Genomic DNA, 13,726 nt, shown 5'->3' with positions numbered 1-13,726 from the left:
GATGACAGCAGCACAAGCGGCAGCAGCCGACTATTCGGAGGAGCATATCCAGACCTTAGACTGGAAAGAGCACATCCGCCGGAGGCCGGGGATGTACATCGGGAAACTCGGCGACGGGTCGCAGCCCGACGATGGGATTTATATTTTGATCAAGGAAGTGCTCGACAACTCGTTGGACGAGTACATGATGGGGTTCGGCAAACAGATCGAGATCAATGTCGAGGAGACGACAGTGACCATTCGCGACTACGGGCGCGGGATTCCGCTCGGAAAATTGGAGGAGGTCGCCTCGAAGATGAACACTGGGGCGAAATACGACTCGAAGGCATTCAAAAAATCCGTCGGGCTGAACGGGGTGGGGATTAAGGCGGTGAACGCCTTGTCGTCGAGTTTCGTGATTACCAGTACGCGGGACGGCGAGGCGAGAACCATCGAATTTTCATGCGGTTCCAAAATCGGCGAGCATACCGACTCGACCGGCGAAAAGAACGGGACACGGGTGCAGTTTGTGGCGGATACGGCGGTGTTCGGAGCTTATCGGTATAACTATGAGTATATCGAAACAATGCTGCGGAATTATACCTACCTGAATGCCGGGCTGGTGATTCGTTTCAACGGGGTGCCGTATGTGTCGAAAAACGGACTGTTGGACCTCTTGACGGAGAGTGTGGGAGGGGATTTCCTCTATGCGCCGATCCACCTCAAAGGAGATGACATCGAGGTGGCCATGACGCACGGGACGGGGTATAACGAAAGTTACTACTCGTTCGTGAACGGGCAGCACACCACGCAGGGGGGGACGCATCAGGCGGCGTTTCGGGAGGCGGTGGTAAAGACCGTGCGAGAGTTCTACAAAAAGGATTTTGACGCCTCGGACGTGCGGACATCGATTATCGCGGCGGTCAGCATCAAGGTCGAAGAGCCGGTCTTCGAGTCGCAGACCAAAACCAAACTCGGATCGAAAGAGATGGGGCCGGAGGGGCCGACCGTGCGGAACTTCGTGATCGATTTCCTCAAGGAACAGTTGGACAACTACTTGCATAAGAATCCGGAAACGGCGGATATACTGCTGAAAAAAATTCAGGAGGCGGAGAAAGAACGGAAAGCGATCAGCGGGATACAGAAAAAGGCGCGGGAGTTCGCCAAGAAAGTGTCGCTGCACAACAAGAAACTGCGGGACTGCCGGATCCACCTGGGTGACAAGGACGAGCGGGCGGAAGAGAGCGCGATTTTCATCACCGAGGGGGACTCGGCCAGCGGGTCGATTACCAAGAGCCGGGATGTCAATACCCAGGCGGTGTTCAGTCTCAGGGGAAAACCGTTGAATACGTATGGGCTCACCAAGAAGATCGTTTATGAGAACGAAGAGTTCAACCTCCTGCAGGCGGCGCTGAACATCGAGGAGGATATGGACAACCTGCGGTACAACAAAGTGATTATCGCAACGGATGCCGACGTGGACGGGATGCACATCCGGCTTTTGTTGATTACCTTCTTTTTGCAGTTTTTCCCGGACATTATTCGGAGCGGACACCTCTACATCTTGCAGACGCCGCTTTTCCGGGTGCGGAACAAGAAGGAGACGCGGTATTGCTATACCGAGACCGAGCGGCAGCAGGCGATCGCGCAGTTGGGGACGAATCCGGAGATCACGCGGTTCAAGGGGTTAGGGGAGATTTCGCCGGATGAGTTCCGGGGATTTATCGGTGAGGGGATACGGCTCGAAAAGGTGCGGCTGACCAAAGGGGACCCGATTGCGGACTTGCTGGAGTTCTACATGGGGAAAAATACCCAGGAGCGGCAGGACTTCATTATCGACAACCTGAAGATCGAAGAGGATTTGATCGAAGAGTTGGAAAACGCTCAGGTGCTGGCGGGGGTCGTAGATGAGGCGGAAGCCGAAGCCATTTAACACGAACGAATACGAAAGGATATAAATGAGTACGGTAGACGAGAACGAGAAGATGGACGCAGGGGGCGAAGCGGTGGAAACGGTTACGGAGGAGCAACGCGGCAAATATGCCCGGCTGACCGACGAGGCGGTGGCGCACCGTTTGACGGGGATGTACAAGGACTGGTTTCTGGATTATGCTTCCTATGTGATCTTGGAACGGGCCGTGCCGCACTTGGACGACGGTCTCAAGCCGGTGCAGCGGCGGATTTTGCACTCCATGAAACGCATGGATGACGGACGGTACAACAAGGTAGCCAATATCATCGGATTCACCATGCAGTTCCACCCGCATGGAGACGCTTCGATCGGAGACGCGCTGGTGCAGCTGGGGCAGAAAGACCTGTTGATCGACACGCAGGGGAACTGGGGGAATATCCTGACCGGGGACAGCGCGGCGGCGCCGCGGTATATCGAGGCGCGGTTGTCGAAACTGGCGTTGGACGTGGTCTTCAATCCGAAGACCACGGAGTGGATGCTCTCGTACGACGGACGGAATCAGGAGCCGGTGACGCTGCCGGTGAAATTCCCGCTGCTCTTGGCACAGGGGGTCGAAGGGATTGCCGTGGGGCTGGCTTCCAAGATACTGCCGCACAACTTCATCGAACTTTTGGAGGCATCGATCGCCTACTTGCGGGGGGAATCGTTTACGCTCTATCCGGATTTTCCGACAGGCGGTTTGATCGACTGCTCGAAGTATAACGACGGGATGCGGGGCGGGATCGTCAAGGTGCGGGCGCGGATTACGAAACAGGACAAACGGACATTGGTAATCAGTGAGATACCGTACGGGAAGAGTACCTCGGCGGTGATCGACTCGATCCTCAAGGCCAATGAGAAAGGGAAGATCAAGATCAAGCGGGTGGACGACAATACGGCGGCGAATGTCGAGATCGTGGTGCACCTGTCGGGAGATGTTTCGCCGGACAAGACGATCGACGCGCTGTATGCGTTTACCGACTGCGAGGTGTCGATTTCGCCGAACGCTTGTGTGATCGAAGACAAGAAACCGTTGTTCATCGGGGTGAGCGACATGCTGCGGCGGTCGGTGGAAAATACCAAAGGACTGTTGAAACGGGAGCTCGAGATACGGCTCGGAGAGTTGAACGAAGAGTGGCACCTGTCGTCGCTGGAGCGGATTTTTATCGAAAACCGGATTTACAACTCGATCGAGGAGTGTACGACATGGGAGTCGGTGTTAGAGACGATCGACCGGGAACTGACACCGTTCAAGGCGATGCTCAGGCGGGAGGTGACGCGCGACGATATTGTCAAACTGACCGAGATCAAGATCAAGCGGATCTCGCGCTACGATGCGTTCCGGGCGGACGAGCAGATTCGGAACATCGAGACCGAGATTGCTGAAGTGGAACATCACTTGACGACGCTAACGGACTATACGATCGCTTATTATCAGAATATTCTGAAGAAATACGGCAAGGGGCGGGAGCGGAAGACCGAGCTTCGGAGTTTCGACACGATCGAAGCGGCGAAAGTGGTGGTGGCCAATGCCAAGCTGTATGTCGACCGGGCCGAGGGATTCTACGGGATCGGGGCCGGGATGAAGAAAGAGGAGTTCGTGTGCGACTGCTCGGATATCGATGATGTCATTATCTTCAACAAACAGGGGAAATACACGATTACGAAGGTCTCCGAGAAGGCGTTTTTCAGTAAGAATATCCTCTACATCGGGGTTTTCAAGCGGAACGACGAACGGACGATCTACAACGTACTCTATCGGGATGGACTGAAAGGGGCGATCATGATGAAAAGGTGTGCGATCAAAGGGATCACGCGCGACCGGGAGTACGATATTACGAAAGGGACGGCGGGGAGCGAAGTGCTCTACATGAGCGTCAATCCGAACGGCGAGGCGGAGACGCTCAAAATCTACTTCAAGCCGCGGCCGCGGCTCAAAAAACTGATTACGGACCTCAATTTCGGCGATTTAGTGATCAAGGGACGGCAGTCGCAGGGGAATCTGTTTTCACGGTATGCCATTCACAAGATTGTGATGAAAGAGCGGGGGGCTTCCACGTTAGGGGGGCAGAATGTCTGGTTCGACCACGACATCAACCGGCTCAATACGGAGGAGAGGGGCGAATTGCTCGGCGAATTTTCGGGGGACGATCGGGTGGTGGTCTTTACGAAAGATGCGCAGTACTATACTTCCGGTTTCGATCTGGGGCAGCATTTTCCTGAAAATCTGCTCTTTATCGAAAAATACGATCCGGAGAAGATTTATACGGTGGTCTACCTCGATCGGGAGCAGGGATTGCACTATATTAAACGGTTCCAGGCGGAGCAGTGCGACCAGCGGCCGCAGCGGTTCGTGGAGCCGGAAAACGAGTTCGTGACGATGAACGACGACCGTTATCCGGTTCTGCAATTGCAATACGGCGGGAAGTACAACGGGCGGTCGCCGGAGGTGGTGGATGCGGACGAATTTATCGGGGTGAAAAGCCATCGGGCGAAGGGGAAACGGCTCTCGAACTTGACGCTGGACGAGGTGATCTGGCTCGAACCGCTGCGCAAGGATGCGGAGGTGGCGGAGAGCGGTGCTGCGCCTGCGGCTGTGGGGGAGGTGGAGAACGAAGAAGGTGAAGAGTCGGTTCCGGTCGGGACGGAAAATCAACTGGAACTGTTTTAGTTAGAATTTATCGAGATGCTGATATTCTTGATCGGATTCATGGGGAGTGGGAAGACCACCCTGGGGCGGCCGTTGGCGAGGCGGTTGGGGTATGATTTTATCGACCTCGACCAATTGATCGAGGAGCGGGAGGGGATGACGATTGCGGAGATTTTTGCCGCTCACGGCGAGGATCATTTCCGGACATTGGAACGGACTTATTTGGGGTCGGTTATCGCTTCCGGGGGCGATGCGGTGGTTTCGACGGGAGGCGGGACGCCGTGTTTTCATGACAATATGGCGTTGATGAATGCCAATGGGGTGACGGTTTACCTCAAGCTCAGTCCGGCGACGCTGGCCGGCAGGTTGGCATCGGCAAAGGTTTGCCGTCCGCTGGTGGCGGGAAAGTCGGCAGAAGAGTTGCTGCAATACATCAGCGATACCCTCTCTTTGCGGGAGGAATATTACGGGCGGGCCCGTGTGGTGGTGGCCGATCCGTCGCGGGATGTCACTAAACTGATCGATATTCTGGGGCCTTATCTGTCCCGTTATTAATAGCTCGATGGCTCGGATAAAGGATTATTTTGCATTGGTCAAATTCGCGCACACGGCTTTCGCGCTGCCATTCGCGTTGATCGGTTATACGCTGGGGGTGAAGGCGGCGGGGTTTGATCCGTGGACGCTGGTCGGCGTACTGGCCTGCATGGTATTCGCCCGGAATGCGGCGATGGGGTTCAACCGGGTCGTCGACCGGCGTTTCGATGCACGAAATCCGCGGACGGCAGGGCGGGAGATTCCGGCCGGAAAAATCAGTGTCAGGGCGGGGATGTGGTTCGTGGTCTTAAACGCGGCGGCATTTATCGTCGTGGCGGCGACCTTCAATCGGCTGACGTTCGTTTTGTCGCCGGTCGTGCTGTTGGTGGTGCTCGGCTACAGTTATACCAAACGGTTTACGGCGCTGTGCCATTTGGTGTTGGGCGTAGGGCTGGCCATTGCGCCGAGCGCGGCTTATATCGCCGTGACGGGAACTTTAGCGCCGACCTTGGTTTGGATCTCGGTGCTGGTGCTGACGTGGGTGTCGGGGTTCGACATTATTTACGCTTTGCAGGACACCGGTTTCGACCGGTCGGAGCATCTCCATTCGGTGCCGGCGGCGTTGGGGGTGCGGGGAGCATTGCGGGTCAGTGTACTGTTGCATGTCGTTACCGCAGCGATGGTCGCCGTCGTAGGGATGCAATTGGGGAACGGGGTGCTGTACTGGATCGGTGCGGCGGTATTCCTCGGATTGCTGCTTTACCAGCACTGGATCGTCCGGCCGGGCGACCTCTCTCGAATCGGGGCTATGTTCGGCCTGACGAACGGACTGGCGAGTATCGCCTATGCCGTGTTCGTTATCCTCGGACTGGTCGTTCGATGATATACTTTATTTCCGTCGGAACATCCATTTGAAAATCAACACGAAAATCAAAATAGAAGACGCCCAGAGCAGGAATTTGGCATAAGCGAGGTCGGAGCGGGTGTTGATGAGCAGCACCGAGCCGATGAAAAGTCCCACCAGGATAATGGCGTAAGCCATCCGGAACCCCACATTCCGCACCGCTTTCTGGAGCATTTCGCTGTTCTCGAAACGGATGTTGTGTCTTATCTCGCCCTGTTTGAGTTTGTACAGTATCTCGCTGATGTCATTCGGCAGGTTCACGGCTAAATTCGCATAATTTTTCAACGCCTGATACAGTTCTCCCGCCAGTTTCCGGGGGGCGAAGCGATTCATGATCACCTCCTTGGCATAGGGCGTGATGAGCGGCGTGAAAGGAATGTCGGGATCGAGTTTCTCGGCTACTTTCTGAATAGTTGCCAACGACTTGACTAACATGAAGATGCCGTTGGGTATCTGAAGCGAATATTTGGCGATCAGATTGATACATTGCTGAACCATGGCCGCATAATCCAATTTGTCGATCGGCACGTGGCTGTATTGAGCCGTCATTTGCTGCAGGTTGAAGATGAGTTCGTCGCGTTTTTTGAAAAAGCGCACGTTGCACAGGGTGATCAACGAGTCGGCGATCATGGCCGGGTCGCGCCGGACAAAACCCATGGAGATGTTGGCTAAGAAATTCATGTCCTTCGGCGTCAATACCCCCACCATTCCGAAATCGATGAACGCGATCTTATTGTCGGGCATGATGAAGATGTTGCCCGCGTGGGGATCGGCATGGAAGAAGCCGTGCCGAAGCACCATCGTCAGCAAGGCATTGGCCCCGTTGAGCGCGATCTGTTGCGTGTCGAGCCCGTTGGCTTTCAGCACAGTCGGGTCGTCGGGCGTGATTCCCGTGATCCGCTCCATGACCAAGAGCCGGCGGGTCGTGTAGTTCAGATAGACTTTGGGAATGTAAACCGTCGGTTCGTTTGCGAACATTTGCTGGAACCGCAGGATATTGGCCGCTTCATTGTTATAGTCCAGTTCGCGCAGGATGCTCTCGCCGAACTCGTCCACCACCCCCACGATATTGATCGCCGCCATTTCCGGGTAGCTTTTGGCCAATTTAGCCGCCAGGAAACGCATCAGGTACAGGTCGAGTTTGATCTTCTGTTCGATTTTGGGCCGCCGGATCTTGACCACGACAGGCGATCCGTCGAGCAAAGTGGCGCTGTAGACCTGCCCGATGGAGGCCGAAGCCATGCACGTTCGGTCGAAAGTGGCGAATACTTTTCCGATCGGAACGCCCAATTCGTCCTCGACTAAGTTGACGGCCAGCTGATCGTCGAAAGGGAGAGCCCTGGATTGCAGTTTTTTCAACTCGCTGCGGAACCGTTCCGACACCACGTCCGGCCGGTCGGCCAGGATCTGGCCGAATTTAATGTAAGTCGGCCCCAGGTCTTCGATCGTCAGCCGCAGCCGTTCTTCCGTCGTATAGACCGGTTTGTCCTGCCGGATCCGGCGTTTACGGATGCGCCGCCCCAGCCACGTGCGCGCGATCAGTTCGTCGAAACCCTGGCGGATGACGATCCCGGCTATCTCGAGTGCCCGATTGACCTTTAAGTAACCTACGTATATGTTGGCCAGTCTCATTTCCCCGCGATTTTTTCAAGGTTTTCGTTCAGTTTGTCGATCGCCGTCGCGAGCCGGTCTATTTTTTCTTCCAATGCAGCTGTGGCGGCATTGCTTTTTCCGGTGAGCTGCCGGATGAAAAGCTGCTGATCCAGCATTTCGACCAGCTGGTCGATGTTTCCGGCGATCTTTTCGGCAGTTTCGGGCGAAGTGCCCGTTTTATTCTCGATCATCGAGCCGACTTTATCCACGAATTCTTCGCGGTCGCTGGCGGCAGCGGCGATCGCCGCGCGCAACAGCAGGTTCATCGTACTGTTCATAGTTAACTTTCCGTTAAGATTCCACAAACTTACATGTATTTCGATAATTATGCGTTAAACTTGCAAGGGTAAACCTCTGCGCATCGAAAGCCGCCGGGACAGTCCGGCAAAAATATTTTCAAACGTTATGCAAATATCGGACAAAACTGTGAACTACCGGATTCTGATTGTGGACGACGAAGCGGATATACTGGAATTTATCCGCTATAACCTGAAAAAGGAGGGATACGACGTCTATACGGCCGCCGACGGTATGGAGGCTTTGAAGACGGCGGCCGAGGTGTCGCCTCATTTGGTGCTGCTGGACGTGATGATGCCCCGTATGGACGGCATGGAGACTTGCCGGCAGCTGCGGAAGATGCCTCAGACGGCGGATGCCGTGATCGCTTTCCTTACGGCGCGTTCCGAGGATTATTCCCAAGTGGCCGGATTCGATGCCGGGGCCGACGATTATATCGCCAAACCGGTGCGCCCGAATGTGCTGGTCAGCCGTATCCGGGCGCTGCTCAAACGGGTCGATAACGGGGCGGCCGCCGTCTCCGAACCGGTGCCCGCTGCGGACGACCGTTCGCTGATTATCGACCGGGAACGGTATCTGGTGGTCAAAAACGGCGAGGAGATCGTCCTGCCGCGCAAGATGTTTGAATTGCTGGCATTGCTTTATTCTAAACCTCAGAAAGTGTTCCTGCGCGAGGAGATATTCGCGGCGGTGTGGGGTGACGATGTGGTGGTGGGGGAGCGGACGATCGATGTGCATATCCGCAAATTGCGCGAAAAGATAGGTGCCGACTATATCGTCACGGTGAAGGGAGTGGGGTACAAATACCGCGACGTGCACGAAGCCTGAAGCGACATTTCTTTTGTCCAAGAGGATACCCGGACGGAAAAATCGCTAATTTAGCGTTATGGACCTATGGAGTATCGTCATATATTCCCTGTTAGGATTTTATTTCCTGGTGGTGAGCGCCACGGTCTTCACTGTATTGCACGAACGGCGCGACCCGATCCGGGCTTTATCGTGGATAGCGGTCGTCGTTCTGCTGCCGTTTATCGGCATCGGGCTCTTTATTTTTTTCGGACAGGATTACCGCAAGCAGAAGATATTCAATCGCAAGGAGATCAAAGACCTCAAACAGTTCGAGCACCTCAGCTACAAGCAGTTGCGCGAGATCGACAGTTTCTCGAATCCGGAAGTGACCTCCAATCGCCAGATCATCACCTTGCTGCTCAACAATAACAAATCGCTGCTGACCACCAATAACCGGCTGGAGGTACTGAACGATGGCCGGCAGACGTTCTCCTCCTTGATCAATGCGCTCAAACAGGCGGAATTTTTTATCCATTTGGAATACTACATTTTCGAGAACGACATGCTGGGGGGGCAGATCGCGGAGATTCTGAAAGAGAAGGCGTCGGCGGGGGTGGAGGTTCGTTTTATCTACGATGATGTGGGCAGCTGGAACCTCAAGCGCAGCTTTATCAAGTCGCTGCGGGAGGCAGGGGTGCAGGTGCATTGTTTCATGCCGGTGGTTTTTCCGTGGCTTACCAGCAAGATCAATTATCGGAATCACCGGAAGATCGTCGTGATCGACGGCAAGGTGGGGTTTACGGGGGGGCTGAATGTGGCCGACCGCTACCTGCACGGCACCAAGCACGGGCCGTGGCGCGACACGCATCTGAAGATCGAAGGGACGGCGGTGCATATGCTGCAGCTCACGTTTCTGACCGACTGGTATTTCGCCACGGGGATTCAGCTGCGGGACAAGGAGAAATATTTGGCTTTGCGGGACGAGTATTTCGGCGATACGGCCGTGCAGATCGTGACCTCCGGGCCGGACTCGGACTGGGCGACAATTATGCAGGCCTACTTTGCGGCGATCAACAAAGCGACGGATCATATCTATATCTCGACCCCTTATTTCATGCCGGGAGAGTCGCTTCTGACGGCTTTGAAGGTGGCTTCGCTGAGTGGGATCGACGTGCGGATCATGCTTCCTTCGCGCTCGGACAGCAAGATCGTTTACTGGGCCTCCCGTTCCTACGTCGCGGAGCTTTTGGAGGCGCGGATCAAGGTGTACTTCTACAACACGGGGTTCAACCACAGCAAGGTCATGACGATCGACAGCCATTTCAGTTCGATCGGTACGGCCAATATGGACAACCGGAGTTTCGAGGACAATTTCGAGGTGACGGCGATGATCTACGACCGCGGAATAACCGGCCGGATCGAGCAGCGTTTCCTGCAAGACCTGGCAGACTGTACCAAACTGACCCGGAAAAGATGGGCCGCGCGTTCGCGGACGGATATGTTCAAAGAGTCGGTGGCGCGCCTGTTCAGTCCGTTGCTGTAACCGGAAATTGGAACTATATTTGCACTTTACACAGACAAAAACAAAATCGGATGAAACGGATTCTACTCATATTATCAATCGTATTGTGCGGATTTTCCGCTGTCCAGGCCCAGTCTCTTTTCCAGTTCGGCGTGAAAGGGGGGCTGTTGATCAATAGCTCGGATCTGAAATATACCTTTTCGGACAACCGAGAACGTTATGACGAGAGCAGTACCAAACCGGGGTTCGAGCTCGGTTTTCAGGCCCGGTTGCGATTGCCGGCAGGTTTTTTGCTGCAGCCGGAGATCGTGTACAGCCGTACCAGCGGGACATTCCCGATCGACGAGACCAACGGTGGGGGAGGGCAGTACGGCGACGAACTGAAAGTGCGTTCCAACTGGATCGAAGTGCCGGTTCTGGTGGGGTGGAAATTCTCGATCGTGCGATTGATGCTGGGGCCGTCGTTCCGCTTTCCGATGGACGAGGTGATGAATGCCGGGATGAAAGAGGCGAAAGTGGCGCCCAGGCTTCAGAACTTCGTGATGGGCTATCAGGCCGGTGTGGGGGTCGATTTGGGGCGGCTGACCATCGATGCGCGGTTCTGCGGAAACTTTACCCATATCACGGACCAGGGGACGACGGAACAGTATGCCCCGAACCTGAAAGTCGATGACCGGAAGGTGGCTATTTCGATAGGCTATATGATTATCAAATAATATCTATTTATTGAAAATATAAACTATGAGCGAAAAAATCATCGACCTCGGCGGCATCGTCGATCCGGCGGACTTTTACGGGCCGGCCCATGTCAATTTCAACCACCTGACAGGGAAATTCCCCGAATTGAAAATCGTAGCCCGGGGAGGAACGATGAAGCTCATAGGATCGGAAGAACAGATTATCCGTTTCGAGGATCGGTTCGGGCAATTGGTCGGCTATTACAACCGTTACGGCCATATATCGCCGGAGGTGTTGGATCAGATTTTCGACACTCCGGTTCATAGCCGTTCCGTTTCCGCGGCGGCGGGAGGGAATGGCTCCGGCGTGAACGGCAGCGGAGAGGGCTCTGTGGCGGAAGATGTGATCGTCTTCGGAAACAACGGGACGATCGTGCGGGCAAGGACAGAGAACCAGCGGAAATTAGTCGAGCTTTACGGCAAGAACGACTTGCTGTTTGCCGTCGGGCCGGCGGGGAGCGGGAAGACCTATACCGCGATCGCACTGGCGGTGCGTGCCCTCAAGAATAAGGAGGTAAAGCGCGTGATATTGACCCGGCCGGCGGTCGAGTCGGGCGAAAAACTGGGGTTTCTGCCGGGGGATATGAAAGAAAAACTCGATCCGTATCTGCAACCGCTGTACGATGCGCTGAACGATATGATTCCGCCGAAGAAATTGCAGGATTATATGGCGGAAGGGATCGTGCAGATCGCGCCGCTGGCTTTTATGCGGGGGCGGACACTCGATAATGCTTGCGTGATTCTGGACGAAGCGCAGAACACGATTTTGTCGCAGATCAAGATGTTCCTCACCCGGATGGGGCGCAACGCCAAGTTCATCGTGACGGGGGATGCGACGCAGGTCGATCTGCCGAACCGGCAGGACTCGGGCCTGCTGCCGGCGATCGGGATGCTGCGGAATATCAAAGGAGTCGGCGTCGTCGAGTTCGACCGGCGGGATATTGTGCGGCACGAGTTGGTCAAACAGATCGTGCAGGCGTTCGACAAACACCCGATACTTTAACACACACAAACACTCGATTTTAAACACACATACACACAACATACCTAAAATCGTTTCAAAATCATGGCCAAAGCATTGGTAAAGACCGATATGCGGTTCGACGGGCAGCGCTCGCTGTACGAAGGCAAGGTGCGCGATGTCTATAACATCGACGACAAATATTTAGTGATGGTGGTGACCGACCGGATTTCGGCTTTCGACGTGGTATTGCCCAAAGGGATACCGTTCAAAGGACAGGTGCTGAATCAGATTGCGGCCAAGGCACTGGATGCCACGGCGGATATTTGCCCGAACTGGAAAATCGCTTCGCCGGACCCGATGGTGACGGTGGGGCATAAATGCGAGCCGTTTCCGGTGGAAATGATCGTGCGGGGCTACCTGACGGGGAGCTCGTGGCGGGAATACAAGGCGGGGGCGAGGTCGATCTGCGGGGTGCCGCTGCCGGAGGGGATGCGCGAACACCAGAAGTTCGACCGGCCGATCATTACGCCGACCACGAAAGCGGAGCTGGGGCTGCACGACGAGAATATCTCGAAAGAGGAGATTATTGCGCGGGGATTGGTTTCGGCGGCGGATTATGCGGTGCTGGAACGGTATGCCATGCAGCTGTTCGAGCGGGGGACGGAGATTGCGGCTAAGCACGGGCTGATCCTCGTGGATACGAAATACGAATTCGGGAAGAAAGACGGGGAGATTTACCTCATTGACGAGGTGCACACGCCGGACAGCTCGCGGTATTTTTATGCGGAAGGGTACCAGGAACGCTTCGACCGGGGCGAACAGCAGCGGCAATTGTCGAAGGAGTTCGTGCGCGAGTGGCTGATGGAGCACGGTTTCCAGGGGCGTAAAGGGGATGTGATGCCGGAGCTGACCGATGCGTTCGTGGAGAGTGTCAGTGAACGGTATATCGAGCTTTATGAACAGATCACCGGCGAGAAGTTCGACCGCGGTGCGGCGGCGGATACCGAAGCGGCGATTCAGGAACGCATTCTGCACAACGTCGAAAACATGCTGGCAAGGTTGAAGTAAATCATATGCCTTGCACATAATCGGCGTCGGGGCATTCGCGCGATGCAAAAGGCTCTCCATCGAACCGATGGAGAGCCTTTTTGCATGCCGGCGGCGTAAACAACCCCCGATTACCGTTTGTCGAGCGGCGTATATTCCATGACAGAAGCCACATTCTTGTATGCCGGCCGGATGATCCGCCGGCTGTCGAAATTGAGCTCCTCGATCCGGTGCGCCACCCATCCCGCAATGCGCGACATGGCGAACAGCGGCGTGTAAACCTCTCTCGGCAGTCCGATCATGTCGTACACGAACCCCGAGTAGAAGTCCACATTGGCGCAGACCCGTTTATTGACCGAATTTCCCTTGAACTCCATGAAGCTCTCGACACCGAGCCGTTCGATCAGTTCCAAGAAGTCGAACTCCCGTTCGCGCCCCTTTTCCTGTGCCAGCGACCTCGCCATCTCCTTGAGCAGCAGCGCACGCGGATCTGAAATCGTGTACACCGCATGGCCGATCCCGTAGATCAGTCCTTTTTTATCGTACACCTCCTTGCGCAGCATCCGCATTAGATAAGCCTTGACCTCCGCCTCGTCCGTCCAGTCCGAGATCGCCTCCCGAAGATGAGCGAACATATCGATTACCTGAAGGTTCGCCCCCCCGTGCAACGGCCCTTTCAGCGACCCGATGGCTGAAAGG

The 13,726-nt window shown here is 55.3% G+C and carries 12 protein-coding genes; 9 read left to right on the top strand and 3 right to left on the bottom strand.

All coding sequences use genetic code 11. The features are described 5' to 3' along the window. Position 1: 1 nt before the first annotated feature. The 4 genes from Q0Z93_RS03045 to Q0Z93_RS03030 are packed head-to-tail and all read left to right on the top strand — an operon-like array spanning position 2 to position 5,997. Complete coding sequence (locus Q0Z93_RS03045) at positions 2 to 1,912, top strand: DNA topoisomerase IV subunit B (RefSeq protein WP_298062434.1); 1,911 nt, start codon at positions 2 to 4, stop codon at positions 1,910 to 1,912. Positions 1,913 to 1,937: 25 nt separating this feature from the next. Continuing rightward, positions 1,938 to 4,601 carry a DNA gyrase/topoisomerase IV subunit A gene (locus Q0Z93_RS03040; RefSeq protein ID WP_298062432.1) on the top strand — a complete coding sequence of 888 codons (2,664 nt, stop codon included), beginning with the start codon at positions 1,938 to 1,940 and terminating at the stop codon, positions 4,599 to 4,601. Positions 4,602 to 4,616: 15 nt separating this feature from the next. Beyond that, positions 4,617 to 5,135, top strand: coding sequence for a shikimate kinase (locus Q0Z93_RS03035; RefSeq protein WP_298062430.1), 519 nt, complete (start codon positions 4,617 to 4,619; stop codon positions 5,133 to 5,135). 7 nt (positions 5,136 to 5,142) lie between these two features. Further along, positions 5,143 to 5,997: a UbiA-like polyprenyltransferase gene (locus Q0Z93_RS03030; RefSeq protein ID WP_298062428.1), complete on the top strand. Its 855-nt coding sequence runs from the start codon at positions 5,143 to 5,145 to the stop codon at positions 5,995 to 5,997. 6 nt (positions 5,998 to 6,003) lie between these two features. On the opposite strand, the gene Q0Z93_RS03025 is transcribed toward Q0Z93_RS03030, so the two are convergent. Then, complete coding sequence (locus Q0Z93_RS03025) at positions 6,004 to 7,650, bottom strand: AarF/UbiB family protein (protein ID WP_298062426.1); 1,647 nt, start codon at positions 7,648 to 7,650, stop codon at positions 6,004 to 6,006. Then, positions 7,647 to 7,949 carry a hypothetical protein gene (locus Q0Z93_RS03020; RefSeq protein WP_298062424.1) on the bottom strand — a complete coding sequence of 101 codons (303 nt, stop codon included), beginning with the start codon at positions 7,947 to 7,949 and terminating at the stop codon, positions 7,647 to 7,649. Before Q0Z93_RS03020 ends, Q0Z93_RS03025 begins: the two co-directional genes overlap by 4 nt. A 148-nt stretch (positions 7,950 to 8,097) precedes the next feature. Here Q0Z93_RS03020 and Q0Z93_RS03015 point away from each other — a divergent pair, with 148 nt between their 5' ends. From Q0Z93_RS03015 to Q0Z93_RS02995, 5 genes are all read left to right on the top strand, one after another. Beyond that, on the top strand, positions 8,098 to 8,796 hold the full coding sequence (locus Q0Z93_RS03015) for a response regulator transcription factor (RefSeq protein ID WP_298062422.1): 699 nt from the start codon (positions 8,098 to 8,100) through the stop codon (positions 8,794 to 8,796). A 58-nt stretch (positions 8,797 to 8,854) separates the two neighbouring features. Further along, positions 8,855 to 10,300 (top strand): cardiolipin synthase, encoded by a 1,446-nt coding sequence (gene cls, locus Q0Z93_RS03010; protein ID WP_298062420.1) that lies wholly within the window; start codon positions 8,855 to 8,857, stop codon positions 10,298 to 10,300. A 50-nt stretch (positions 10,301 to 10,350) separates the two neighbouring features. Further along, complete coding sequence (locus tag Q0Z93_RS03005; protein WP_298062418.1) at positions 10,351 to 10,995, top strand: porin family protein; 645 nt, start codon at positions 10,351 to 10,353, stop codon at positions 10,993 to 10,995. A gap of 25 nt (positions 10,996 to 11,020) precedes the next feature. Next, a complete protein-coding gene (locus Q0Z93_RS03000) occupies positions 11,021 to 12,019 on the top strand; it encodes a PhoH family protein (protein ID WP_298062416.1) in 999 nt (332 codons plus the stop codon). A gap of 63 nt (positions 12,020 to 12,082) precedes the next feature. Next, positions 12,083 to 13,048 carry a phosphoribosylaminoimidazolesuccinocarboxamide synthase gene (locus Q0Z93_RS02995; RefSeq protein WP_298062414.1) on the top strand — a complete coding sequence of 322 codons (966 nt, stop codon included), beginning with the start codon at positions 12,083 to 12,085 and terminating at the stop codon, positions 13,046 to 13,048. Positions 13,049 to 13,158: 110 nt separating this feature from the next. Here the strand turns inward: Q0Z93_RS02995 and Q0Z93_RS02990 are convergent. Next, on the bottom strand, positions 13,159 to 13,726 hold a 568-nt coding region (locus Q0Z93_RS02990), incomplete at its 5' end, for a citrate/2-methylcitrate synthase (RefSeq protein WP_298062412.1).

This window comes from uncultured Rikenella sp., assembly GCF_947628055.1.
In the GTDB taxonomy this organism is placed as follows: Bacteria; Bacteroidota; Bacteroidia; order Bacteroidales; family Rikenellaceae; genus Rikenella.
This window is presented reverse-complemented; position numbering and strand designations above follow the sequence as displayed.